This is a genomic window from Wolbachia endosymbiont of Rhagoletis cerasi (genome assembly GCF_018454475.1).
GTDB classification, from domain to species: domain Bacteria; phylum Pseudomonadota; class Alphaproteobacteria; order Rickettsiales; family Anaplasmataceae; genus Wolbachia; species Wolbachia pipientis.
In genome coordinates this window covers 234,217-261,097 of the sequence record NZ_JADCNC010000009.1, presented here as the reverse complement: position 1 = coordinate 261,097, position 26,881 = coordinate 234,217, and the positions used below count along the sequence as shown (strand labels likewise).

The window sequence follows — 26,881 nt, the reverse complement described above, 5'->3', positions numbered from 1 at the left end:
AAATAATATGAAAAAATTTTTACTGAAGCCAAAAAAGAGTCTAGGGCAAAATTTTATTTTATCGAGTGAGATAACAAAAAAAATCGTCGCTTTAGCTGGTAGTCTGGAAAATTTTAATGTCATTGAAATTGGTCCTGGATATGGTGCATTAACAAGAGAAATATTGGTGCATAATCCAAAGTCTCTACTTTCTATAGAAAAAGATAGAGATTTAGTAAAACACCATGACCAACTGCTAAATGAGCATCAAGGAAAGTATAGAATTATAGAAGCGGATGCACTGCATGTTACAGAAGAAGAGCTGATAGAGCGCCCAGTTAAAGTTATTGCTAACTTGCCTTACAATATCTCGGTAGTGTTATTTTTAAAGTGGTTAAATAATATAAAATTTTTTACGAACTTGACATTAATGTTTCAAAAAGAGGTAGCAGATCGCATTACGGCAAGACCCAATTCTAAAGATTATGGTTCCTTATCAGTGCTAAGCCAGTTACTATGTGATATAAAAAAGGAATTTGATATTGAACCTAAAGAGTTTTTTCCAAGGCCAAAAGTACATTCTTCAGTAATTACAGTAAATCCTTTGCCTACCCCAAAGTTTGCAGTAAATTTGGAAACCTTAACAAGATTAATACGTGCCGTTTTTGCTCAAAGAAGAAAGATGCTGAGAAATAGCTTGCAAAATATAACGAACCACACTGAAACTGTCCTTGAAAACGCTAAATTGAGTGGAAACGAACGTCCAGAAAACTTAACTATTGAGCAGTTTTGTTTGCTGGCAAATAATGTAGAATGCTTATTTTGCAAAAGCCCTATTGCAATTTAATTAATTGGCGTATAAGCTTTAAATAAAGCCTATGAAAAAAATGGAAGCTTGTTATTCGTTTGACGATATACTTCTTTTGCCAGCCTATTCTAATATATTGCCTTGCGATGCAGATACAAAAACTTATTTAACAAATAATATAGAACTAAATATCCCTCTCATATCCTCTGCAATGGATACTGTTACTGAATCGGGCTTTGCAATAGCTATTGCCCAACATGGAGGGATAGGTTGCATACATAAGAATTTATCAATAGATGAACAAGTTTTAGAAGTAAGAAGGGTGAAAAAATATGAAAGTTGGATCGTGTATAATCCAATCACGATTTCACCGAATAAAACAGTTGCGGAAGCAATTTCATTAATGAGAGAGCACAATTATTCTGGCATTCCTGTAGTCAATCAACGCAAGTTAGTTGGAATTTTAACTAACCGAGATGTGAGGTTTATTGAAGACCAGAACATGAATGTAAAAGTTTCCGAAGTGATGACAAAAGATAAGTTAGTGACAGTGCGGGAGCAGGGAGTGAATAGTGCCTCAGCAATGAAATTGTTGCATGAAAATAGAATAGAAAAGCTTTTGGTCGTAGATGAAAATTCTTGTTGTATAGGTTTAATTACGGTTAAAGACATTGAAAAATACAATAGATACCCAAATTCATGTAAAGACAGTAAAGGGCGTCTCAGAGTTGCCGCTGCAATTGGCACTGGTAAAAAAGATGGTATAGACAGATGTGAAGCTTTGATCGGAGAAGAAGTTGATGTAGTTGTTGTGGATACTGCTCACGGTCATTCCGAAAACGTTATCAATACCATTAGGGAAATAAAAAAGATGTATCCTAATACGCAATTAATTGGCGGAAACATTGCAACAAAGGAGGCTGCTGAAGCGTTGATTGATGCGGGTGTTGATGCAGTGAAGGTTGGAATAGGACCAGGATCAATCTGTACAACCAGAATAGTTACAGGTGTTGGTGTGCCACAATTCTCTGCAATCAAGAATGTTGCAGAGGCGTGTAGAGCAAGAAACGTCAGACTAATTGCTGATGGTGGGGTAAAATACTCAGGAGATGTTGCAAAAGCTATTGCAGCTGGTGCTGACTCTGTGATGATTGGTTCGATTTTTGCTGGCACTGACGAAAGCCCAGGTGAGATTATTATGTATAAGGGCAGAGCATATAAAGGCTATCGAGGAATGGGATCTATTAGTGCAATGAAACGAGGTTCAGCTAGCCGTTATTTTCAAGATAAAGATTCAAAACTCAAATTAGTTCCACAAGGAGTGGAAGGAAGAGTTCCATTCAAAGGTCCAGCTTCAGGAGTAATCCATCAATTGATTGGCGGATTGCAAGCTGCAATGGGGTATACTGGTAATAGGAATATAGAAGAGATGAAAAAAAATTGTAAATTTGTTACTATTACTGCATCAGGATTAAGAGAGAGTCACGCTCATGATATAGTCATTACACAAGAAGCTCCAAATTATGCTTATCAAACGTCCAATTTGTCAACCGATTCGGAGTAGTCCAGAAAAAGTAGAGAGAAAGTTAAAACGTTTTTGGAGTAAAATAAAACGTTTTTTCAAAATATGACAAATAGAAGAGAATATACAGCAGAATTCAAATTAGAAGCTGTTAAGCTGGTTAAAGAAACAGGTCAAGCAAGTACAAAAATAGCAAAAGATCTAGGTATAGATGGTAGTATGTTAAGTAAGAAAATATGATGGAAAAATGTCTGGAGCATACGCATTTCCAGGCAAAGGCTCCTTATGACAAAGAAAGATTTGATCTAAAAAAAGAGCTAATAAGAGAAAGAGACATCTTAAAAAAAGCCCTGGGCAAAGAAAAAGAGTAAAGTATTCTTTTATATAGAAATTGCTATAAAACACAGGAACTATGTAGGGTTTTGTACTGGTGGTATGGGTTGCTAAGGAAAAAAGCAGTAAAGAATTAGCAAAAGAAGGGCTTCTAGCAGATATTCAAAAAATACATCAAGCATTCTAAATGCAGATATGGAGCCCCTAAAATTCACGCTGAATTAAAAGCTTTAGGCAAAAATTAAAACAGTACAAAGTGTTATGCAAGAAAATGGCATTAAAACCAAGCTTAGACGAAGGTTCAAAAATAAAAAACAGCAAATAAGCAACCGAGTTGTGGCTCCGAACACATTGGATCAAAATTTTACTACTAATCAGCCAAATAAAGTTTGGGATTACCTACATAAAAACTAAAGAAGGTTGTTGGCGGCAATAATTGACCTATATTCACGCATGGTGGTTAATGAGTAACATGATAATTAGTTATAGATTCTTTATTGATGGCCGTTGATAAACGCAAACCCGATAAAAATCTGCTGTTACATAGCGATCAAGGGTCACAGTATACCTCTCAAAATTACCAATTTCTATTGAATACAAAAAACATCATTTCCAGCATGAGCCATAAGGGCTGTTGTTACGATAACTCTGTTGCAGAAAAGTTCACTTAAAAGGGAGCTGCTTATTGATACTTCTCGCTCAACAAACCAGAACTGCCATATTTGAATACATAGAAATCTTTTGTAACAAATAACGTAGACATTCTACTATTAACTATTGCATTCCTGCACAATTTATTCTCATGATAAAAACGTCTTAACTTTCTCTCTACTTTTTCTGGGTAAGGTCAAATAGAGAATTTTACAAAAATCTATTTTTAACTTACACTGCAATTTTAAACCTACAACTTATGTACAACAGACTTATAATCAAATCTTTTTCAGTATTATGCATCTGTTTACTTGCTTTATACATAACACTGCCAAATTTCTTTGATAATAAGCTTTTTATTTCGAAAAAAAGAATAAACTTAGGCCTTGACCTGAAAGGAGGGGCATCTTTGCTTTTAAACATAGACTTAGACTTCTATTTTAAGGAAAAGCTAAGCATGCTAGCTAACGAAATAAAAGAGACATTGCTAACAAAAAATATTGAATCTAACGTACAAAATAGCGTTATAACTTTAAATAATATTGATGATTATAAAAAAGCATCTGTGTTGATTAATGCGATAAATCCAAATTTAGAGCTAAATAGAAAAGATTCTTCAATTCTCATTTCGTATAAACCCCATTATAAAAATTCTTTGATCAGTGAAGTAGCTGCAGAATCAATAAACAATGTCCAGCGCCGTTTGGACAAACTTGGCACAAAGGAAGTCAGCGTTCAAAAACAAGGGCAGAATAAAATATTAGTGCAGGTGCCTGGAGTAGAAGATACCAAGCAGATAAAATCTCTGCTTGGCAAAACTGCTAAGCTAGCTTTTCATTTGGCAAACACTAACATAGCCAAGGTGCAGGATATAGACCATGAAACCACTGTCATGCTCAAGGATTCTTTAGGTAATTCTTATCCAATATTCCGCAAAACTGAAATAGGTGGTGATTCGCTGGTTAACGCATCAGTTAGATTTGGTCACTTAGGTAAACCAACAGTGCATTTTAAATTTGACAGCATAGCGAGTAAAAGATTCGCAAAAATCACTAAAGAAAATGTGGGAAAACCTTTTGCAATTGTTCTGGATAACACAGTCTTAACAGTACCTACAATACGTGAGCCAATTTTAAATGGAGAGGGAGAAATTAGCGGTAATTTCACTGAAAAACAAGCAAGCGAACTTGCAATACTTTTAAAATCTGGAGCACTGCCAGCACCACTTAAAATAATTGAAGAAAAAAACATTGGCCCAAGTCTTGGAGAAGAATCAATAAAGGCAGGGGAAATGGCAGCAACAATCTCTATTATAGCCGTGGCTTTATTTATAATCATCACTTACGGCAAATTAGGTGTATTGGCCTCTGTTGCACTTTTTTCTAATGTAGTTCTTATATTATCAATTCTCACTCTGCTTGAAGCAACTCTAACTTTACCTGGAATTGCCGGTATTGCACTTACTGTTGGTATGGCGGTGGATGCAAATGTTTTAATATTTGAGCGAATTCGTGAGGAAATAAAATCTGGCAAGAGAGTGGAACGTGCTATTGAAGAAGGGTTTAAAAACGCTATAAAGACAATACTGGATTCAAATATCACTACATTAATTGCTGCAGGAATAATGTTCATTATTGGCAGCGGAGCAATTAGAGGCTTTTCTGTCACTTTATCAATAGGAATTTTATGTTCGATGTTTTCTGCAATCACAGTCACAAAACTCCTGATAGAGTTGTGTATGAACCCGAAGGAACTAGCGCTTTGAATTAAGGATTTAGACCTCAGTCAACCACCTTCATTCCCACAACGTTATATCCTGAATCGACGTGCAAAATTTCTCCAGTAGTGCCACTGCTTAAGTCGCTTAATAAGTATAGCGCTGCCTTGCCAACATCCTCTATTGTAACATTGCGTCTGAGCGGAGAATTATTTCTATTCCATTCTGATATGAAGTGAAAATCGCTTATTCCAGAAGATGCTAAAGTTCTGATTGGACCAGCGGAGATTGCATTTACTCTGATATTTTGTGGCCCGAGATCACATGCTATATATTTTACACTTGCTTCAAGTGCTGCTTTACATAAACCCATAACGTTATAATTTGGCATAACTTTTTCAGCGCCATAATAAGATAAAGTAAGTAAACTACCACCACCTGACATCATTTTTTCAGCCCTTTGCGCTAAAGCAGTAAAAGAATAGCACGATATATGCATTGCATTGAGGAAGTTATTCAGTGAAGTATTGACATATTTGCCATTTAACTCATTTTTATCGGAGAATGCTATTGCATGCACCAAAAAGTCAAGAGTACCCCATTTTTTCTCTATTATTTCAAAAGCGTTATCTATGATTTTTTCATTTGAAACGTCACAGTGTAATATTAGCTCCACATTTAATTCATCTGCTATTGGTGATAGTTTTTCTTTTATTATTTCATTCTGGTAGGTGATTGCAAGTTCTGTCCCGTGCTCTGAGAGAGTTTTTGCTATACCGTATGCTATTGATCTCTTATTTATTATTCCAGTTATTAACCCCTTTTTGCCTTGTAATAGACTTGTCGTCATAGAACTATCTGTTTTTTTATAATTTGGAGTATTAACTAAGCAAAGTCAAGATATCACTATGTTTTAAAATATTTTTTGCAGTAACTTGAAGTCTATAAACAGTAATCTTGATTCTTCTACAACAAAGCCATCCCGTATGACATTTTGTCTATACCTAATTAAGCATATCAATAAGTAAGTAAATCTTAATATAATCTTATTATACTTATAAATACGCTGTATAGAATGAAAGTATGGATGATTTCATAACTGCAAGAAGAAAAGATGATGCTGTGGTATCTGTTTGTCAGGATAATAAGAAAAAAAACGTGTTAATTTTAGGGCTCAATCAAGCCGCAAGGAATTTGTTAAAATACGAGGAAGGGAATTTACTTAATAAGCCGTTAATCAATATTTTAAGTGCAAGAGCAGCTGACGACATGAAGAATTATTTAGAGTATACCGAAAATGGGCACGATTTACTTGATATATTACCTAAAGTGATAGATTTTTCCTTAACTGATGCTAAAGGAGAAGATATCAGGACAAAAGTAAAAGTTTTCCGCACTGCACAATTTGCCAGTAATAAAATAAATTATGAGCTATTAATACGTGATATCAGTTTGTCCCATAAACTAGGAATCTTTAGAGATAAATATCTAATGGGTAAAAAATATAAAAACCATGACTTATTCGATATACCGGGCAATGAGTCCACTATTCTAGAGTTATACGTTATATTAAATTTTGCCTTTCAACATCAAATTAATGCAGCTATAGGAGTGATTGGCTTAAATAGTAGCTGTAGTGAGACAAATAATGCACTGAAAGTTATCATAGAACATTTTTATAAAAATTGCCGTAGTGATGATTTTCTAGGGTATATTGATGAGAATAAAGTGCTTTTTGTTTTGATTAACTGCGATGTAAAAAGTACATCTAAAATAATTAATCGTATACATTCTGCCATTAATAAGCAGTTATTAAAGCGAAAATTACCAAGTGTATCAATAATTTATGGGAATATAGCTCAAAAACAGGCAGCAAAATCTACCAGCGGTGCCTTCTGAAAAGTTGTTTTTTATTTATATTGAGTTTAAACTTAAATTTTTATAAAGATTTAAGTTTATTTATGAAGTTAAAGTACTACCTGGTAGCACTGCTTTCATCATTGTTTTTGCAGAATAGTGCTAGCTCTAAAACAATTTTGGATAAGGAAATATTTTATGCAGAACTAGACGGAAAAATAGATTTGAGATTCAGCTACGCCTTCAACAGAGATTCTTTCAATGCTAAGCCTAAGGATAAAACTTCAAGTTATTCATACTTGCGCTTTCTTTATTTACAGCAAGTTTATCCAAATACTCAAATGGGGGTTAATGTTAAGGCAGGGGTTTCTGGTATTGCAAACCTAAAAGCGTTAGACATAGAAAAGTTAGACATGGAGGAATGGTATTTTATCATAAAAAACCAGGAACTTGGATCAATTGAATATGGTAAAAGAAGTTTAGTTGATCAGAGCATGTTAATTAACACTTCAAAAATTTATGCAGCTGCTGGAGGAGTAAATGGTCATTGGACAAACTATGCAAATTTGCGCGGTGATCATAAAAAAGATGGTGACCCTGGATATAATCAAGACAAGGTGTTCTGGGTCAAGCCCAATATTTATAGCGATTATAATGAACTCGAACTAGGGTTAAAACAATCATCAATTAACTACATCTCCCCTGAAATCTATAACTTTCAACTCGGATTCAGTTATGTTCCAGGAAAAAATAACTTACAGTACAGCAATTTAATTGCTGCTGGCCTTTCCTATAAAAACAGCTTGTCAGATGATATAGGTTTTACTACTGCTTTGACTGGTGAATTTGCAAGAGAAAATTTAACTGGTTGCTCAGATGGAACTTCTAAAAATTATGAATGTCGCAATCAATTACTGCACTGGAATTTTGGTTTGAAGCTAAAATTGTTCGATCTTGATTGCATTTTTTCGTATGGTAATGGTGGTGAATCTGGTGAGAGGCGTAATCCTGAAATAAATAATACGTATTATATGAATGCAGGTATCGCTTACCGTTCTGATTCTTACAAATCGAGCTTAACATATTTTAGTAGTGGTAGGGATATTGCAGGCGAAGGTACAAACGAGTTAACATCATATGCTTTAAGCCTTGAAAATTCTCTTTTTTTAGGTACTTCATACTATTTCGATATTGTAAAATTTAGTACAAAAGAGCCTAAAATAGAAAATAACAACTCTGGTTATGTGTTCTTGGCTGGACTGAAATTAAGTTTTTAATATTGCCTCCTTCCAACACTCTTTTCTGTCATCCAAGGTAACCGTTCACAGATTTCCACTTAATTTTTCAATCTCACTCATGGAGAGGCCAGTAAACTGACCTTACCCAGAAAAAGTGGAGAGAAAGAAAAGAGTTTTTTTGGGTAAAATAAAATTTTGGAGGATTAGAAATGGTAAGAGAATATACAGCAGAATTCAAATTGGAAGCTGTTAAACTGGCAAATGAACAAAGAAAGGCAGGTCAAACAATTACAAAAATAGCAAAGGATTTAGGAATAAAGGGTGGTTTATTAGGAAAATGGATAAAGAAACACAACGAAAAAAAGTCAGCGGCAAATGCATTTCCAGGTAGAGGTAACATGGCTCCTTACGACAAAGAGAGGTTTGATTTACAAAGCAAGAGTAACAAGGGAAAGAGACATTTAAAAAAAAGCCCTGGCCAGTCAAAAAGAGTAAAATATTTTTTTATATAGTAACTGCTATAAAGTACAGGAATTATGTAGGATTTTCTGCTAGTGGCTACTATAAGTGGACCACAAGAAAAATAAGCAGTAGAGAATCAGCAAATAAAGAGCTACTCGAAGCTATTCAAAAAATATATCAAGTTTCTAAATGTAGATATGGAGCTCCTAAAATTCATGCTGAATTGAAGGCTTTGGGTAAAAGTTGCAATTTGAAAACGGTGCAAAGTATTATGCAGAAAAATGACATCAGGGCTATACTGAAAAGAAAGTTTAAAATTAAAAAACAACAAACAGATAATAGAGCTGTAGCTCCCAATATACTAGATCAAAACTTTATTGTTGATCAACCAAATAAAGTATGGGATTACTTACATCAAAACCAAGGAGGGATGGCTATATTTGGCAGCAATAATTCTCACGTATGGTAGTTAATGAGTAGTGCAATAAATAAACAATTGGTTATGAACTCTTTATTAATGGCCATTAATAGGCGTAAACCTGTTAAAAATCTACTGCTGCACAGTGACCAAGGTTCACAATATACTGCGCAAGGGTATCAATATCTCTTAGCTGTAAAGAATATAGATGAGTAATAAAGGCTGTTGTTACGACAATTCTGTTGCAGAAAGCTTCTTTAGCTCATTGAAAAGAGAAATACTTATTGATACTTCACAACACTCTGCTCAACAAACTAGAACTGCAATATTTGAATACATAGAAATTTTTTATAACAAACAACGTCACTATTAACTATTGCATTCCAGAACAATTTGATGCATCATTCTTTTTGTAAAAAACATTCCACACTTTCTCTCCACTTTTTCTGGGTAAGGTCAAAGGATCTTATGTCTTAAACCTTATCACCAGGCTTAACAAATAGGTGGCCCAATACTATTAACTTTATGGGTTTATCTTCGTTATTTGCTACTATCCAAACCCCATCGCTCTCATGATCAACAATTTCTATTGGTGCAAATACTACATAATTATTGTCATCAACAATCTTTATTCCAAGAGCACCCTCGTCACTTAAGCTCAAGGCTGAAGAAGGAACTTTATATGCAAATCTTTCGCCTGAAGGTAGCCTTACGTTGGCAGTTAGTCCCTGCAAGGATATCATTTTATTATTAGTTACCTTTACTTCTACCCTATAAGACCCAGTTTTAGGCTCAGCAATTTTACTAATAAAACTTACTTCACCTGCCAATTCTTTTCCGTCCAGCAAATTAATTTGAGCTGTGCTGCCTAGCTCTATTTTATTTACTTCATTTTCCGAAACGTATAACACTACAAGAATTTGATCGAAATTAACCACGTCAGCTATTTTTTGCCCAGCATTAACAAAATCCCCTTCGTTTGCATTGATTTTATCAATATAACCATCTATAGGAGATGTGACTGCAGTATTTTCTAAATCCAATTCTAGCCTTTTTAGGTCAGCTTTTGCACTTTGTAACGCAGTAAAAGCTGCTTCTACTTGTATTTGTGCCCCATAGCCTTTTTTATTCAGTTTGTGAGAGGAATCATACTCAATTTCACGCTGCTTTAATAAAGCTTTGGCTTTCTGAGCTTGCTCAATCCTGTCATAATCTTCTATCTTTAACACTACATCATCTCTTTTTACCTTTTCACCATCAGGTAAATAAATAGCAATAATCTTACCACTTATTTTTGAGACAAGGCTAGCTCTATGTAAGGGATTTACTGTACCAGAAAAATTTAAATATATAGTGCGGTTTTGCGGCGCACATTCTTGAGTTTTTACTGAAAAGCTACTAGTTGCATTATCGCTATGAACCGCCTGATCTTTTTTTAAAAATGCACTGCTGATAAAAAACAGTAGAATAAAAGCAATACTGGAAATGATGATTACTTTGTTTCTCACCTTTAAACAATAGAATTTGTTGACCAATCTTGTTAGAAACAACTGCATAAATTTTCGAATCAGAAATGTAAGTATAATACATGTACCATTGTCACTCCATAAATAGTTTTATATGAGAACAAACACAAGATTTTCCTACAATAAGTAAGTTTTTTATTGCTAAAATGCAATTTTTAATCGAATAAAATTGCAAACAAAGTTGTGCATAAGACTGGATTTAAAAAAATCTTGAAAAACATACTAAAACTTTTAAATAATAACTTTATATCTAGTGGCTTTGCCTTCTCCAAGACGCTGTAAGTATTTCATCCCTAGCAGTTTCTTTGTAATTGCCTCTACTGTTCTTGGAGGAAATCCTAGAGCTTCTATAGCATCTTTTCTACTAAATTCTTTATCTGCAAGGCTAAGTGCCCATTCCCAGAAGAACAATTGTTTTCTTGATAATAAATATTCAGTATTCTCCCTCTCAAGAATATAATGCGCCTCATTTGCTTGCGTTTTGAGTACATTAAGAAAAAATATTAACCACGGGGAAATATCTTCTTTGCCACTTTTCCAGCTACTTTGTGTTTTATTAAGCGCTAAGTAGTAATCAAGTTTGTTAGTTTCAATTATCTTTTCATGTGATACAATAGATACAAAATCATAACCCTGCTGCAACAGCATTAAATTAGTTATCAATCTACTAGTTCTGCCATTTCCATCTTGAAAAGGGTGTATTGCCAAATACTCAAAAACAAAGTTAGCAACAATAATAAGAGGATGCTTAAATTTATTATTTAAGGACCAGTGATACCAATCAATAAGCTCTTGTACTTCCTTTCTAACAAGGTAAGGTGGTGTGGGATCAAAAATTATACCAACAACTTTTCCATTCTGATCTTTTGCCTCAACTCTATTAGAACTTGCTTTGTATTTTCCTCTATGATACAAATCTTTTTCACTATAAAGTAGCATCTGGTTGTTAATGTGCAATATTGATGACTCACTAATTGGAATATCCGTATAATCATGAAATATTAGTTTAAGCATTTCTAAGTAGCCAGCAATTTCTTGCTCATCTCTATTTTTAAATTTTTTGACACGTAGGTTTTTATATAGATCCTCAACTTCTTTATCGGTTAGACGATTTCCTTCAATACGGTTAGAAGCGCCAGAAGATGTAACAATAACTGAATGAGTTAATCTTTCAATTGTTTGTGGTAGTAGTTTTTTCGTTATCTGCCAGCTATTTTTAACACTATCAACTGCAGTAATTAACTCGTACACTTGCTCAATTACAGGCCCTTCTAGGTTGAGACGCGTACTAAGACGAAAATTCTTCCAGTTCATATTCTTCTCACATGCATATTATGTGAGATAATGTGAGATAATGTGATAAAAGTCAATAGTAAACTTTATATGCACAGCAGAGCTAACTACAAAAATTATACATTTTCAAGTGATCCTAACCATATCAAAAACTACAGGGCAAAGCTGTTAGAGGAAGGCTTAATTAGTTAAAAATTTCAATCTTATGTAAAATATTGTCTTATTTTGTAATTTTCTTGTTGACTAACGAGACGATATCTACTTTTCAATAAACTCCATTTGCATTTCTTGTATACTGCTTTCTATTTGCTTTATTTGTTCTATCAACCTTTCCTCTAAGTCAAGATTACCGCTCAGCCTCGCTTCGGTTCTTTCTTTTCGTAATGCATTTAACTCTTTTAGTAACACTATATTATTCCACACAATTTCTGCAGATTTTCTCTCGTTCAGTTGGCTATTTAGTACACTAGTTTTTTCAAATACATACTTTATAACGTTAAACTGTTTCAATTCTTGTAACAAAGCCTCTTTATCGAGTTTGCTTTTGTTACTTATTACATCAATTATACGCTGTTGTAATCTTTTCATCTCATTAGTAAATTCAAAATGAGAAAATTGCTCAAAAAATATAGGACGGTTCAAGATTTCAGGAAATTCTACGGCTATACGCAAAATTACGGCCTGATTTTGCTCTGCTTCAATTAGCTCTGGAGACTTGTTATGAAGATACTCACCTTTTGTTGCTCTAGTTTTACTATTAAAAATCTGTTTTTTGAAGCTACTTCTTAGTTCACTAGCCTTATTGTAAAAATAATCTCTGTAATACCTTCTAATACTGCTGTTGCTAATAGTATTTACATATTCCATGAACTTGTGCTCAAGAATTGAATATTTTTCCGGAGCAAGTTTTTCATAATTTTGCAAATTGCTATCGATTATGTGATGCCATAAATATTCAGAATGCAGTTTTGTTGAATGGTCAAGAGCAGTCAATACGTCTTCTTTCTTGTATTCCAGTTCGTTACATATATCGTATGGATCTTTATTACTCGGCAAAGTCACAAACTTTAACGTGTATCCAGGCTCTAATATTAGCAGAGCAAGTTCTGCAACTCGAGTAGCAGCATGACGTCCAGCACTATCGCCATCCATACAGATGGAGATTTCTTTAGCAAATTTCCATAGATTTTTTATCTGTTCTGCAGAAATTGCAGTACCAAGCGGAGCAACTGTATTGCTAATTTCCGCTTGATGTAGTGCTATCACGTCCATATATCCTTCAACAACAAATATGTGCTGTTTTTTACGTATTTCGCTTAAAGCAAAGTTTAATCCGTATAAATTCTCTCTCTTCTTGAAGAGCTGACTCTCTGGGCTATTTAAATATTTCGGCTGTTGCTCAGAACTTAGCGCACGTCCGCCAAAACCAATCACTCTCCCTGCAATGCTCTGTATAGGAAATATCAGCCGGTCATAAAAATAATCACGAAAATTTTTGTTTACTAATCCAATATCAATTAAAATTTTGTCTTCAATACCTGAAGAGTTTAAATACTCTTTCAAACCAGAGCTTGGTGCATAACCTATCTTAAATTTATCTATGATTTTAGGTGAAATCTTACGCTGCTTTAAATAATCTACAACACCTTGATTTTTTTGTGCAAACCAATTTGCAGCTAAATCAAGCGCTAAAAATAGTTTATTGTCCTCTTTTGTAATACTAAGACTTTTGGGCAGTTCAACACCTGTAACCGATGCTAATCTTTCCAATGCTTCTTTAAAGCTTAATCCTTCAGTTTGTGAAATAAATTCAAATGCGTCACCACTGGCTGAACAACCAAAACAGTAATATAACCCCTTAGTATTGCTCACCGAAAAAGATGGGGTTTTTTCGTTATGAAATGGACAGAGCCCAACAAAACTATCTCCTCTTTTTATTAGCCTGACTTTTTTACCTACTATGTCGGATAATAATAATTTTGATTTTATAATATCTATGTGATCCATCTTATTGAATTAGTAGTAGGATAAAAATTATATAGAATTTATACACATCTGACTCGAAATTTATTTCTATAACTAAAGCAATTCAGATTTGCCGACAATGTAGCTATACAAATTCAAGAGCAATCCTGTCATCCAGGTAGCCCACAGAAACAAAAAACTTCCTTGACAAACCTCGCCAGCGCCCTTATCATGAAACTGAAGCTATTTATTTATCTTCTCTGTACAGATTAAATGACAAAAAAACTCAACGTATCTGGCGTCTCATGTTTAATTTTTTGCACTATGTGCACCTTATGTCTTTATCAAATTTCCGGGTTTTGACCTACACAAGCTGAAATACGCTTATAAAGCATTTAAAACATTAAAAAACGCCAACTTAAAAAATGGATAGTGAATAACTAGCTACCCTAGGGTTTCTTTTGCCTTTTTTTCTGTTTAGTAAATTTCTTAACGTTTATAATTTAGATTAGTTGCAGCTTAAAAGCAGCTAAATCGCGGTTATTAAGTGTTTAGAATAAAAAAACGCCATACTTGAAAGTATAATGTAAGTAATTAGCCAACCACGGGGCTTCTTTTGCCTTTTTTTTCGTTTGGTAAATTTCTTAATATTTATACAGAAGGTGTCATTCCAGTGCTTGACACTGGAATCCAGTTCTTATTATACAGCTATCTGGTGTACTTATTTAAAATTAAGTTTTCTGGATCTCAGTGCCAAAGCACTGGGATGACACCCTTCCTGGCGGAGATTATTCTCAAATCACAATGTTCGTACAGTTGTGGAATGAATTGCGGTATGACGTAGGAAAACCTTAGCTATAGCTTTAGAACTCCCAAAAGGTCAGAAGCATTGAATGACTTGACAGAAAGTTCAAACCCATATAAAATGTCCTTATTTCTTATATGTTAGGTATAGTATCAATTGCCTCAGATCATGCTGGTTATGAATTAAAATCAGAAATAAAACCTTACCTGGAAGCCCTAGGTTACAGAGTAGTAGATCAAGGCTGCACTGCTAAGCAAAAGTGTGTAGATTACCCAAACTATGCTGTTAAAGTTGTAGAAGATATAACAAGCAAAAAAGCAAATTATGGGATATTAATTTGTGGTACAGGTTTGGGCATGAGTACTGTGGCAAATCGTTTTGAAGGAATCTACGCTGCTTTATGTAACAGTGTTGAGATCGCAAAATTAGCTCGCGAGCATGGCAACGCAAATGTACTGTGTCTTGGTGCAGGGTTTACTGCGAGTGGATTAGCAAAAGACATAGTCAAACAATTCCTCGAAACAGAATTTTCAAAAGAAAGCAGACATAAAAAACGCCTTGATAAACTCAGCAATATAACCTCTAAGAAAAAAAAAACAAAAACTTATAACGAAGATGAAATATCAAAATTCGCTAAAATGGCAGGCCAGTGGTGGGATGAGAACGGCAAATTCAAACCATTGCACATGATGAATCCTGTTAGAGTATCTTACATTATTGAGAAAATAAAAGAGTTAAAAAAATGCAATTTGAAAGAATTATCATTGCTTGATGTTGGATGCGGTGGTGGCATTTTGTCAGAGTCAATGGCACGCGTTGGCATTAACGTTGTGGGAATAGATGTATGTGAAGAAAACATAAAAGTAGCGCATTCACATGCAAAAAAAGTAGGGTTAAATATAGAATATATACACACCAGCATTGAAGAGCTAAGCAATGACAAGAAGTACGACGTGGTTCTGCTGATGGAAGTAGTTGAACATGTGGATAATTTAGAGCTTTTCATGAAAAAAGCGATAGAACTGCTAAAACCGGAGGGGTTAATCTTTATATCCACAATAAATAGAACTATTAAATCCTTTTGTCTTGCAATAATTGGTGCAGAGTACATATTAAATTGGCTGCCAAAAGGTACACATAACTGGAATAAATTTCTCAAGCCGTCAGAAATTGCAAATCACTTAAGAGAAAATAATGTAACGCTGCAAAACATGGCTGGCATGGAGTACAACGTAATAAAGCGTGAGTGGAATCTAACTAAAGGCGTGGATGTTAATTATATACTCTGCGGTTTGTTAGATTTAACTCTATAAAAGCACCATTTTCACTTCCAATACTTTGAAGGATCTTGGCCAGCTTTTATACAGTAGCCTTTATTAGTTAGCGCCCAACCGGAACGACAAGCATAACCTGTACCTACACGTTCATATCCAGGAGCAGCAACACACTTTCCATTCTCCAAGGTTTGACCTTTAAAAAGACAACAAACTTCTTTTTCTGTTACCTTTGTTACAATTTGAGGAGCACCAAAAAACACAGCAACAAACATACCCAGTGCGAAAAGTGCAGGCCAAGGCATTCTGCCAAATATTGCAAGTAAGCTTGAACCAATTATTACCACTGTAATCATTGGTCCACCTATTCCATGAACGTAACCTATTACATTACACATTACATCTGTTGCTCCATCAGCGTGTGCATCAAATGCATAGAAAACTATAAATAGAATTACAAGAAAATTTCTCATTGTTCTTTCAATAATCATGCCTGATTGTTTCTTATTTTAATAAAATTTCAGTAAATAGCTTTTTTCAAAAATTATGCTTAACCCAATCAATATTTATTTATTACTGCCTTTTTAATACTATAATTAACTCAGTTGATTTTTATCAAAATGCTAAACCATGGAACAATTCGAGAACTTTTACATCACCACGCCAGTATATTACGTAAACGATAAGCCGCATATTGGTCATGCATACACTTCTCTCTTGTGTGACGTGGTGGCAAGGTTCATGAAACTAGCTGGGAAAAATGTCAAATTTACCACCGGTACAGATGAACATGGACAAAAAATAGAAAAAGCAGCTAAAGCAAAGGAAATGCAGCCAAAAGAATTTACAGATGAAGTGAGCGTTTCATTTAAAGAATTGGCTAAGTTCATGAATTTTGAGTATGACGATTTTATTCGCACTACGGAGGAACGTCACAAAAAAGCAGTTATAGCTTTATGGAATAGACTTGAAGAGAGAGGGCAAATATATTTGGATTCCTATTCGGGTTGGTATTCAGTTCGTGATGAAGCATTTTATCAGGAGTCAGAGCTGATAGATGGCAAAGCACCAACAGGTGCTGAGGTCCAGTGGATAAAAGAAGAGAGTTACTTTTTTCGCTTATCAAACTGGCAAGAAAAATTACTGGAACTCTATAAAAATCAGCCAAGTTTTATCTTTCCTGAGAGCAGAAGAAATGAAGTGATATCGTTTGTAAGATCAGGGCTCATTGACCTCTCAATCTCTCGCACTAGTTTTAACTGGGGAATAAAAGTACCAGGTAATGACAAACACGTAATCTATGTCTGGATAGATGCATTAACCAATTATCTTACATCAATAGGTTTCCCTAGTACTGAAGGTGAGGAATATAAGAGGTTTTGGGCAGAACCAGAAACACAGATTCCAGTGTCAAGCACTGGAATGACACCAAACCAAGGGAAAACGCAGATTCCAGTGTCAAGCGCTGCAAACCTAGCTGACAACTCTTTCAACGTTCATGTAATCGGTAAAGACATATTGCGCTTTCATGCTGTATATTGGCCAGCGATTCTCCTTGCAGCAGACCTGCCACTGCCAAAACAAATTGCAGTTCATGGTTGGTGGTTGAACGAGGGAGAGAAAATATCCAAGTCCCTTGGTAATGTCATAGATCCAATTGGCCTCGCTCAAGAGTTTGGTGTTGATCAGCTACGCTATTTTCTCCTCAGGGAAGCAAGCTTCGGCCAAGATGGCAACTTTAGTAAGAAAAATATGATCAGCCGGATAAATTCAGAACTGGCAAACAACATAGGCAATTTAGTACAAAGAACAATTTCATTTTTACACAAGCAATGTTCTGGAATTGTACCAACAATCGATCAAAGCCTACTTAAAGGTGAAGAAAGTCTTCCAGGTTGCAAAGCTATACTCGATCAAGTGATGAATCACCTATCAAAGTATGAATTTAACCATATCATACTTCTAATTATCAACATCTCTTCTGAAGCCAACGCTTATATAGACAAAAGTGCACCCTGGACATTGAGCAAAACTGACAGAGAGCGCATGAATTTAGTAATTTACAAGTTACTGGAATATATCAGGATAATAGGCATTTTATTGCAGCCAATCGTTCCCAAGTCAGCAGAGATGATACTAAATCAACTGCAAATTCCGAAAGAACAACGAGATTTAAAATCTTTGTGCGACGCGTGCGTAAGTTCAGGCATAACATTGCCTAAACCTACGCCGGTTTTTTTGAGGGTTGATGCTAAAGAGGAGAAATAGTGTAAAAACTATTTCTCCTGGATGGGATTATCTTTAGTTAACAACGGTGCACACCGCTGTCTACATATTCAAGTTAGGTGGCAAGTGCCTTAGTTACTTTAGCACAATATGGTTTAGTAACATCAGCACCTATCACTACTACTTCAGTAATTGCCGACTTAACCTTTCCTAGGCTCCATGCAAACCAGCCTTGACCATTTTCTTCTTTAGTTGGCTGACTTTCTGGGCTAGAAATCTCAGTACCTTTTTCATCACCAGATTCTGCATCATAAAATACATCCTGATCCTCAGAAAGACTCATTAAATAACTTTTAGCAGCATCAACATTTAAATGATCAGGTTGCTTAGGAACGTTATCAATATTTAAATAATCCAAACTATTAGCTCGTTGCTTTTGCTCACTGGAAAGAACCTCAAGATTTAAATAATCCAAACGAGTTAGTTCTTGCATGCTAGGTTTAGATCCATCTTCACGCTTAAACTGCTCTTCCGGACTAGAAACCTTAGTACCATAAATCCTACTGTACAAGCTGCTTCCAACGCTATTAAGTGCTCCTCTTACAGATGCAATTGACGCATCATAAGTATTTTTCAAGCCACCTCCAATACCACTAAGTGTTCCTTTTGTAGACTCAGTTGATGGCACATAATTATCGTAAGCATATTTGCCAGAATACAAGACACCATTAACTGCTTCTTTTGCAAACCAAACAGCGCTATTAACTGTTCCTTTTGCAAGCTGAACAGTGCCATCAGCAATTGCCACTTTTAATTTGTCTTCTTCTATCTTTTTATTTTTTTCAGCTAGTTGAGTTTTTTGCTCAGAACTTTTCTGCTTTTGAGTGCGTACTTGATCTTTTAACTTAGAATTTTCTTCCTCTTGAGCTTCTACTTTATTTTTTAACTTAGAATTTTCTTCCTCTTTAGCTTTTACTTCCGCTTCTTTTTTAGCTAGTTGAGTTTTTTGCCCAGAAATTGTTTGCTCTTGAGCTTTCATTTCATTTTTTAACTCAGAATTTGTTTTGTTCTTACTAATTGCTTTATACGAAAGTGCAATAGTTACAACAGAAAACACAGCATAACCAATAATAAATGGCAAGCCAACACTTAATGCTGCAACTGGAGCTAAGAAACCAATATAAGGAGCTGCAGCAAACACTTCAGATGCTAATAAAGTGAAAGTAGCCAAAGTTCCAGCTATATAATAGGGTACATTGTCTTTACTTATCATGATTATTCCTCACGTATTATAAAATATAATACCATTATAAAAGGATTTTTAAGAAGTTGTCAAGCTATCTTTACATAAAAAAAATAATTGATGAACTTGGGAACAAGAAGATTGCTGCCAAGCTATGAACTATGCCTTTCCGTGTAATCTTTAAATGCACCTCTGTTAGAGTCAAAATATAGCTTCACACTGCCAATTGGTCCATTTCTCTGCTTTGCAATAATGAGCTCTGCAATGTTTCTAATTTTTTCCATTTTCTCTTGCCATTCCCGATGTTTATTGTTTCCTTCATTTGGCTGTTTTCTTAGTTCATAATACTCTTCTCTATAGAGAAACATTACTATGTCCGCATCCTGCTCTATGCTCCCTGAATCACGTAAATCAGAAAGTTGTGGTTTTTTATCATCCCTCTGCTCAACAGAACGAGAGAGCTGAGATAGTGCAACAATGGGAATATTTAGCTCCTTTGCAATTGCTTTCAAACCCTGCGTCACTTCCGAGATTTCTTGCACTCTATTTTCATTACTCCTTTTTGTTGTTCCTCTGATTAGCTGCAAATAATCAATGAATACCACTTCTACATTATATAATTGATACAGCAAGCGTATTCTGGTGCGAAGGGCACTAATTGATAGCGCAGGGGTGTCATCTATGAGGAAAGGCAGTTCAGATAATTCTGTACTAGTATTGATAAACTCATGCAATTCAAAATCACTAATTCTCCCGGTTAATGCCTTATAATAACTAATTCCTGAATCTATAGTAATCAATCTTGCAGTTAATTGCTCTGCTGACATTTCAAGTGAGAAAAACGCTACATGGTGTTGTTTATCTGCTCTTTTTTGCAACATCTTACAAGCATTAAGTGCGATGTTTAGCGCCAATGCTGTTTTACCCATAGAAGGCCTTGCAGCTAAAATTAATAAATCAGATTTTTGTAGACCACCAAGAAGCTGATTTAGATCTTGAAGTCCGGTTGTAACGCCTAGCGCTTCTGGATTATTTTTCAGTGTGCTGATCTTCTCAACTACATCTTTAATTGAACTTGCAAGTTTTATATATGTTTTCTCACCTTGTTTTTTTACTGCCAAATTGAACAATTTTGTCATTGCTTGTTCAATTTGCGCCTGTGCAGGATTTTCAATATCGTAGTTGTAGCTATCACCAACTATTTCTTGCCCGAGCTTGATTAAACATCTCCTTAAGTAAGTATCACGGATTATTCTAGTCAAACTATAAATATCAAGTGCAATACTTGCCTTCGCTGCAAGCTTTGCTAAGTACTCTACCCCGCCACACTCGGTAAACGCTTGGTCGTTCTCAAAAAACATTTTGAGGCTCAGTTCATTGGCAACTATACCGTGTTTCCTGGTTTTGGATATTTGCGTAAAGATACTCTGATGTAATGGATCATAGAAATTCTCTGCCGTAATTGTATCTTCAACCGCATCACAGATTCTATTATCACGAATCATTGCACCAATAAGCATCTGTTCAGCTTCTAGATTATGCGGTAATTTACATATTTCCTTGTCTACACTTCTTGAACCCAAGAGACTAGCTAATTCATTCATTTTAAGTTTTGAGAGTAACTGTTGATTATTGTAGAATATTTAGTCCTCATTTGAAAGATGTAAAGGCAAAAAAATTTGACTAATTCCGTGTTGCCTATAGCATTAAAACTTAATGCCCCTGTGGTGGAATGGTAGACACGGCAGACTCAAAATCTGTTGCTTGCAAAAGCATGCTGGTTCAAGTCCGGCCAGGGGCACGTTAAATATTGGAAAGCGTATATATGTTACATAAATTTTTTAATCGTTTATTTTCTATTTTTTCTTCTATAAATGTTATTCAAAAGGTAAAGAAAGATGAAAATGGGATATGTTATGTAACGGGCCTCAGGCGCTATATATCAGTATTGCTTGATTTGATTATTATCGTTTTGTTCTTGCAGTTTTGCAGCCAAGCCTTAAATCAGCTCTTTATGAACTCAGAGGATAGCAAAATATTAAGTCAAATTGCTGCAAAATCCCCAATGCAAGCACCACTGTCTGCGGAAGAAAAGACAACGCAGAGTAGACTTATAAAATTACTAATCCTAAATCAAATAGTCCAGTTTATTATGCTCTTTTGCTATGTAATATATATGTGGGTAAAGTTTGCTACTACACCTGGAAAACTATTATTTGGGCTTAGAGTTGTGGATGCACAAACTTTCGAAAAGATGACCCTAAAACAAGCAACAAAGAGATTTTTTTCCTTTATATTGTCAGTTGCACCATTGTTCTTGGGCTTTTTATGGTCAAATTTCAACAAACGCTGTCAAACTTGGCACGATAAGATCGCAGGCACAGTGGTTGTCACGAGTAAAAGCCTTAGAAGGCAGAGCTAAAAACTACTTGACACCCTTCGCCAGCCCCTTTATCATGATACTGAAGGTATTCATTTATCTTCAATCTGTGCAGATTAAACGACAACAGTATTACGTATTGGCGTCTTATTTTTAATTTTTTGCACTATGTGCATGCACTGGGATGACACCTCTGGGCACTGCCGTTGTAAAGGAACCAGTGTCAGCTACTCGTATGACAAAGGAGGACAGTGTCTCAGCTACTTTCATGACACCATTTGCTGTCTTTAAAAATGAATGTTCTTACAATTGTGCGTCATGCGCTTTATTAAATATTTTACTTAAAAATCTAATTTCTTATTATACAAGAGATAAGCAATTCATTGATGATGAAAAATTACAAAAAGGGGCATAGAAAGCGCCTAAGAGAGAAAATTATTTTAGATAATGGACAATCATTACTTGATTATGAAGTTTTAGAGCACATTTTATATTCAGCATATAGTAGAATTGATGTAAAACCGGTGGCAAAGAGTTTGATAGAAAGTTTTGGCAGCTTAAATAAAGTTTTTAATGCTGACCTGGAAGCGCTGCAAAACGTTGATGATGTCAGCAATGCAGCGATATCTGCCATCTTTTGTGTAAAACAAGCCTTTGTTCGTTCTGCAAGAGAAGAAATAAAAAACCTGCCTGTAATCGATAACTGGGAAAAATTGCTTGATTATTTAAGAATAAGTATAGGAAGCCTCAATAAGGAAAATTTTCGTGTCATCTATATGAATAAAAAGTATCGTCTAATAGCGGAAGACCTGCAAAATATTGGTACAGTAGATCAAACTCCTCTTTATGTCAGAGAGATCATCAAGCGCGCACTTTTGATTGGTTCAACATCCATTGTAATATCTCACAATCATCCAAGCGGAGATACACAACCTTCAAATAGCGATATATCTCTCACTAGACAACTAGCAGAAGCTTGCCAAAGTATAGGAATAGAATTAATAGACCACATTATTATTACATTCAGTAGCTATTTTAGTTTCAAGGAAAATAGGTTGTTGTGAAAGCCTTTATAGCTACAGTAACTTAGATTTACCGACAATCGTCATTCCGCTACGTGTTAGCGGCTAAGAGATACCGTGACGGGATGACGTAGGGGTTGCCGAGAACTTGTCATTCCAGTGCTTGACACTGGAATGGCTTTGTTGCATCGCTAGCTATGATGGATTAAAGATAAAAAAGGTGGAGAATATCAGTAGCTTATTATTCTGGTATTTATAACAAGAACGGTCAGTGAATACCTAATTTTGAGTAAAAGAAATTTCACTACCACTCACTAATCCGGCTAAAATTCAAGAATTTCAATGCTTTAGCTATTTTCAATAGAATTAAATTTATTAATATAAATAACAAATTACTATTCTTAAATTTGATCAGATTGATTGCAAAAAAACAAGATTTTCAATAGGTTGCTTATAATCCTAACTATAGTTAGCCTTTCATAAGTAGCGATGCAACAAAGCCCACTGGAATCCAGTTTTCTTTACAAATTCACCAAAAGTGCTTCATTCTATAACGCAAAACCCATACTCACCAAACCCAATGCATTACTTGCAATTAAGTTTCCTGGATCCCAGTGTCTGGGCACTGGGATGACACCGTCATAAAGGAACCAGTGTCAGCTACTTTCATGACACCCTTCTGGTAGGCCCAAATCGCAATGTTCGTACAGTTGTGGAATGAATCGCGGGATGACGGTTCGCGGTGGTATGACGTAGTAGCTATTTCTTGCAATCAAGTTTCGTTAAAAGTCAGATTGAATGGTTAAATCTTCCACCCAAATAACCACGCACTCTACTTGCTTGTTTGGATATATTTCTTGTACTAAGGTTTTATAGATTAACATCTGTTTTTTTATTTCATTTAATAAGGAAACAGAAACGTTACGGTGTGATTTGTAGTCAATTATGATTGCTTTATCTTGCGTTATGCATAGCCTATCTAGTCGTACTAATACTGACTTGCCATCAATTGTTCCACTCAGTGTAATCTCTGATTTGCCTTCCAAGTCAAACAAATAGCCATATTTTTCATTAAAGGCTAATATTTTACTGTAAATTTCATCCTTATCTTCGCTGATGTTATCAAGGTATTTTCTGACCCAATTTTTTCTCCTTTCTTTTTCTATCTTGGGCATATACTGCAATATGCTGTGAATAATCAGGCCTCTTGCATAACCATCTGTCATCCAAGTAGCTGACACTGGGATCCATTCTGCTCCTTCTTTTTCACTGGATTCCAGCGTCACGCGCTGGGATGACACCGAAGAGTGGGCTAAAGCTGGTGGAAGGGAAATGACCGGAACGTCAAAGTAATCACGTTTTTTATAAATGTAAGGGTAGTTTGCATTCACGCATAATACTTCAACTTTTTCTTTAAATATTGGCCGTAAACCCCTTTGTTTCTTTTCATATGGTTCTCCATACTTAGTGATTAGATCATACCAAGAGCCCTTTTGCACTGGCTCTTTACTTAAGATGTATAACTCATCTTCAGCACGCGTGAGTGCTACGTATAATAAACGCAAATATTCATTATAATCCTCTAGTTTTTTCTCTCTTTTTACTTGATCGCAATAAGCGTTGTTGTTTTTTCCACACCAAAATGGCACTTCTGTTCCATCAAAGATAATGCTTTCACTGTTTCTTGGCACTGTATTTGTATCAACCAAAAATACTATGGGAGCTTGCAGACCTTTTGATTTGTGAATTGTCATTATTCGCACAGCATTGCGTTCTGATTGCATATCATTCTTAATCTCCGGGTTATTCTCCTTGATCCACTGAACAAACGCTTGAAGAGATGGATTTTCAAATTGCAACACAAGGTTCATAAATTCGTCTAGAACCTCGAAGCACTCAAGACCTAGCCTTGCAGCAAATTTCTTCTTACCTGTACGTAATATATGTGTAAATAGTGCAAGAGGAGACTCTATGCGAGATAAGTTAATGAGATAGTTTAATTCACTATAGATAACCACAGAATAATCCTGAATTCTTTCCCATAGTGAATGCTCTTTACGATCATATGCAATGTTAAATAAATCATCCTCGGTAAAATTGAATAACGGTGATTTTAAAGCATTTGCAAGAGCTAGATCATTTGCCTGGAGGAGTAAAAATTCGGCCAAAGCTATTAAGTCCTGCACGGCTATATAGTCCATAATTCTAAAATAATCTCGGCCTACAACTGGCACGTTTGCTTTTTTAAGTTCGCTTATTATGTAATCAACCAACACGTTTCGTTGTCGTACCAGAATCACAATGTCCCTTGGCTCTATATGGCGATCTTTAGCGACTAAAATCCGCCCTTCATTTAACCAGTTGTGAATTTTGTGGGCTATTGCCTGAGCAAGTAATCGATCTGCTATTATATAATTTTCCCTGCATGTCAGAGGAATTTGTAAAGCTTGCTGTTCTTTCTCTTTGCGCCTTGGTAACGCTGGCCAAATTTCAATATATCCTTGGTCATTTTCTCTATGTGGAACATGTTTTATTTCATTATCAACAAAAGATATTTCTGCGCGGAAGTTGTTAAATAATCTGTCTACAAGCATCAAAACTTCTGGAGTTGAACGAAATGACTTTTCAAGTTGGCATGATATCCAATCTCTACCACCAGTTTTCGTATGGAAGTATTGTTGCATATAGTTGAATAGATGGGGATTTGCTCCTTGAAATCTGTATATGGATTGTTTTACGTCACCAACTACAAATAAGGTTCGCTTTTCATCATTACCGGCAAAAAATTCATCGCAGAGATTTGTTATAATTTTCCACTGGCTGATGCTATTGTCTTGTGCCTCGTCAACAAGGATGTGATCTATTTTTTGATCCAAGTTAAACAATATCCAATCTTTATAGTTTGGATTGCTGAGAAGATTTGTTGCTAAGTCAATTATATCATTGTAATCAAGCAGTGCATTTTTTGATTTTTCGCTACTGTATAGATCAACATATACTTTAAATATACCAAGTAAGCTACTGGTTCTCTTGAATATTTGATAAGAGTTCATGTCTCTTATATGGGTAAATACTACATTCTGAACGCTCTCTATTATTTGCTCTGCATCTTTGAATTTCTCCAAAATACTTTTTGTTGCAATGGATGATATGCTCTTTTTTTCGTGCGATTCTGATTTTAGAAATACCTTGGCTAGGTTTTCTATTTTGGTGTCATTCCACTTTATTCCGGTATCATCTGAGTAGCTGACACTGGTTCTTTTTTTCTGGATCCCAGCTGGGATGACAGTAGAATAAAGTATTTCACTATAACTCTGATCTCTTTTACTGCCTTCACTTAATATCTCGGCTAGTCTTTCCACGTGCTCGATTGTTTCACTCTGTAAGTCATGAATTTCATCTGGGGCGCTCAATTTATCTTTGATATATTTCGAATCATTTGCTGATATCGATCTTTTTATACATAAAGTATAAAGCAAATCGCGTAGTTTATTTTCATCAATTTCAGTTGCAATAAGGTTGATATCATCCTGCACAGTTTCGTTATGAAGCACTTTATTGAATATGATGGAATGTAATTCTTTACATTCACTCAGCGTGCAATTTGGAGCAATGCCAGCTTCTATAGGAAAGCTGGAGATTAATTTGTAACAGAAAGCGTGTATGGTTTGTATAGTTAGACCAAGATTTTCCAGTTCAGAGAAAAGCCTTCTTGCTCTTGTTAAGTGACGATCAAGTGCTTCATTTTTTCTGGATCCCTCCGTTATCCCAGCACTCTCCTTTGTCATCCCAGTGCTTGACACTGGGATCCATTCTTCCTTTTTTCTGGATTCCAGCGTCACGCGCTGGAATGACACCGATTCCTCACTTAAATGCAAGAGGTCTAGTTGTTCCAGATCCATTATTAATTCACTCTCTGAGCATATTGCCCACTTACTGAGTATGCTGTGAATGCGATTCTCCATTTCGTTTGCTGCAGCATTGGTGAATGTTAAGCAAAGAATATTTCTTTTGTTTTCTAATAAAAGTCTCAATACTCTGTCTATTAAGATTTTTGTTTTGCCTGTACCAGCGGACGCATTTACCCACACAGAGAAATTAGGATTTATGGCATTTGATCTCATCAGAAGTGCGAGAACCTTATAAAAGTTGACTAGAATAG

19 protein-coding genes, 1 tRNA gene and 3 pseudogenes are annotated in these 26,881 nt (G+C 35.3%); 13 read left to right on the top strand and 10 right to left on the bottom strand.

All coding sequences use genetic code 11. The features are described 5' to 3' along the window. The first annotated feature begins 7 nt into the window (after nucleotides 1-7). From rsmA to secD, 4 genes and pseudogenes are all read left to right on the top strand, one after another. Nucleotides 8-826 (top strand): 16S rRNA (adenine(1518)-N(6)/adenine(1519)-N(6))-dimethyltransferase RsmA, encoded by an 819-nt coding sequence (gene rsmA / locus INQ25_RS03650; protein WP_213863084.1) that lies wholly within the window; start codon nucleotides 8-10, stop codon nucleotides 824-826. Nucleotides 827-857: 31 nt separating this feature from the next. After that, nucleotides 858-2,351: an IMP dehydrogenase gene (gene guaB / locus INQ25_RS03645; RefSeq protein ID WP_213863083.1), complete on the top strand. Its 1,494-nt coding sequence runs from the start codon at nucleotides 858-860 to the stop codon at nucleotides 2,349-2,351. Nucleotides 2,352-2,414: 63 nt separating this feature from the next. Further along, a pseudogene (locus INQ25_RS06970) lies at nucleotides 2,415-3,396 on the top strand (IS3 family transposase). Between the two features lie 156 nt (nucleotides 3,397-3,552). Beyond that, complete coding sequence (secD, locus tag INQ25_RS03630) at nucleotides 3,553-5,058, top strand: protein translocase subunit SecD (protein ID WP_213863082.1); 1,506 nt, start codon at nucleotides 3,553-3,555, stop codon at nucleotides 5,056-5,058. Nucleotides 5,059-5,074: 16 nt separating this feature from the next. Here secD and INQ25_RS03625 read toward each other — a convergent pair whose 3' ends face one another. After that, entirely contained in the window at nucleotides 5,075-5,860 is a 786-nt protein-coding gene (locus tag INQ25_RS03625; RefSeq protein ID WP_213863081.1) for an enoyl-ACP reductase FabI, read from the bottom strand. A gap of 233 nt (nucleotides 5,861-6,093) precedes the next feature. Between INQ25_RS03625 and INQ25_RS03620 the strand changes: the two genes are divergently transcribed. From INQ25_RS03620 to INQ25_RS06965, 3 genes and pseudogenes are all read left to right on the top strand, one after another. Further along, a complete protein-coding gene (locus INQ25_RS03620; RefSeq protein ID WP_213863080.1) occupies nucleotides 6,094-6,909 on the top strand; it encodes a hypothetical protein in 816 nt (271 codons plus the stop codon). 62 nt (nucleotides 6,910-6,971) lie between these two features. After that, complete coding sequence (locus INQ25_RS03615; RefSeq protein WP_213863079.1) at nucleotides 6,972-8,144, top strand: porin; 1,173 nt, start codon at nucleotides 6,972-6,974, stop codon at nucleotides 8,142-8,144. Between the two features lie 170 nt (nucleotides 8,145-8,314). After that, a pseudogene (locus INQ25_RS06965) lies at nucleotides 8,315-9,401 on the top strand (IS3 family transposase). Nucleotides 9,402-9,458: 57 nt separating this feature from the next. Here the strand turns inward: INQ25_RS06965 and INQ25_RS03590 are convergent. The 4 genes and pseudogenes from INQ25_RS03590 to INQ25_RS06815 form a co-directional block, all read right to left on the bottom strand. Continuing rightward, complete coding sequence (locus INQ25_RS03590) at nucleotides 9,459-10,541, bottom strand: efflux RND transporter periplasmic adaptor subunit (protein ID WP_213863078.1); 1,083 nt, start codon at nucleotides 10,539-10,541, stop codon at nucleotides 9,459-9,461. A gap of 201 nt (nucleotides 10,542-10,742) precedes the next feature. After that, nucleotides 10,743-11,825, bottom strand: coding sequence for a Fic family protein (locus INQ25_RS03585; protein WP_213863077.1), 1,083 nt, complete (start codon nucleotides 11,823-11,825; stop codon nucleotides 10,743-10,745). A 237-nt stretch (nucleotides 11,826-12,062) separates the two neighbouring features. After that, a complete protein-coding gene (gene dnaG, locus INQ25_RS03580) occupies nucleotides 12,063-13,811 on the bottom strand; it encodes a DNA primase (protein WP_213863076.1) in 1,749 nt (582 codons plus the stop codon). A gap of 615 nt (nucleotides 13,812-14,426) precedes the next feature. Continuing rightward, nucleotides 14,427-14,516 (bottom strand): annotated as a pseudogene (locus INQ25_RS06815) (WPE palindromic element domain-containing protein); the annotation flags it as partial. Between the two features lie 195 nt (nucleotides 14,517-14,711). On the opposite strand from INQ25_RS06815, the gene ubiG reads away from it, so the two are divergent. Then, a complete protein-coding gene (gene ubiG / locus INQ25_RS03570) occupies nucleotides 14,712-15,887 on the top strand; it encodes a bifunctional 2-polyprenyl-6-hydroxyphenol methylase/3-demethylubiquinol 3-O-methyltransferase UbiG (RefSeq protein ID WP_015589098.1) in 1,176 nt (391 codons plus the stop codon). A gap of 11 nt (nucleotides 15,888-15,898) precedes the next feature. Here ubiG and INQ25_RS03565 read toward each other — a convergent pair whose 3' ends face one another. Next, nucleotides 15,899-16,339 carry a TrbC/VirB2 family protein gene (locus INQ25_RS03565; protein ID WP_010082521.1) on the bottom strand — a complete coding sequence of 147 codons (441 nt, stop codon included), beginning with the start codon at nucleotides 16,337-16,339 and terminating at the stop codon, nucleotides 15,899-15,901. A 139-nt stretch (nucleotides 16,340-16,478) separates the two neighbouring features. On the opposite strand from INQ25_RS03565, the gene metG reads away from it, so the two are divergent. Further along, the gene (gene metG, locus INQ25_RS03560; protein ID WP_038228048.1) at nucleotides 16,479-18,116 is read left to right on the top strand and encodes a methionine--tRNA ligase; all 1,638 of its coding nucleotides are present in this window, start codon (nucleotides 16,479-16,481) and stop codon (nucleotides 18,114-18,116) included. A 73-nt stretch (nucleotides 18,117-18,189) separates the two neighbouring features. Here metG and INQ25_RS03555 read toward each other — a convergent pair whose 3' ends face one another. Beyond that, nucleotides 18,190-19,347 (bottom strand): hypothetical protein, encoded by a 1,158-nt coding sequence (locus INQ25_RS03555; protein ID WP_213863075.1) that lies wholly within the window; start codon nucleotides 19,345-19,347, stop codon nucleotides 18,190-18,192. Between the two features lie 122 nt (nucleotides 19,348-19,469). After that, nucleotides 19,470-20,921, bottom strand: a complete 1,452-nt coding sequence (locus INQ25_RS03550; protein ID WP_213863074.1) for a replicative DNA helicase — start codon at nucleotides 20,919-20,921, stop codon at nucleotides 19,470-19,472. Between the two features lie 114 nt (nucleotides 20,922-21,035). On the opposite strand from INQ25_RS03550, the gene INQ25_RS03545 reads away from it, so the two are divergent. From INQ25_RS03545 to radC, 4 genes are all read left to right on the top strand, one after another. After that, nucleotides 21,036-21,118 (top strand) — tRNA-Leu (locus INQ25_RS03545). Nucleotides 21,119-21,142: 24 nt separating this feature from the next. Continuing rightward, complete coding sequence (locus INQ25_RS03540) at nucleotides 21,143-21,739, top strand: RDD family protein (RefSeq protein ID WP_015589093.1); 597 nt, start codon at nucleotides 21,143-21,145, stop codon at nucleotides 21,737-21,739. Between the two features lie 142 nt (nucleotides 21,740-21,881). After that, complete coding sequence (locus INQ25_RS03535; protein ID WP_041573522.1) at nucleotides 21,882-22,112, top strand: hypothetical protein; 231 nt, start codon at nucleotides 21,882-21,884, stop codon at nucleotides 22,110-22,112. Continuing rightward, entirely contained in the window at nucleotides 22,087-22,761 is a 675-nt protein-coding gene (gene radC, locus INQ25_RS03530; RefSeq protein ID WP_010962534.1) for a RadC family protein, read from the top strand. The genes INQ25_RS03535 and radC overlap by 26 nt, the downstream gene beginning before the upstream one ends. Before the next feature lie 553 nt (nucleotides 22,762-23,314). Here radC and INQ25_RS03520 read toward each other — a convergent pair. Together INQ25_RS03520 and INQ25_RS03515 are read right to left on the bottom strand one after the other, a co-directional pair. After that, the gene (locus tag INQ25_RS03520; protein WP_213863073.1) at nucleotides 23,315-23,491 is read right to left on the bottom strand and encodes a hypothetical protein; all 177 of its coding nucleotides are present in this window, start codon (nucleotides 23,489-23,491) and stop codon (nucleotides 23,315-23,317) included. A gap of 10 nt (nucleotides 23,492-23,501) precedes the next feature. After that, complete coding sequence (locus tag INQ25_RS03515) at nucleotides 23,502-26,843, bottom strand: UvrD-helicase domain-containing protein (protein WP_213863072.1); 3,342 nt, start codon at nucleotides 26,841-26,843, stop codon at nucleotides 23,502-23,504. Nucleotides 26,844-26,881 lie beyond the last annotated feature (38 nt).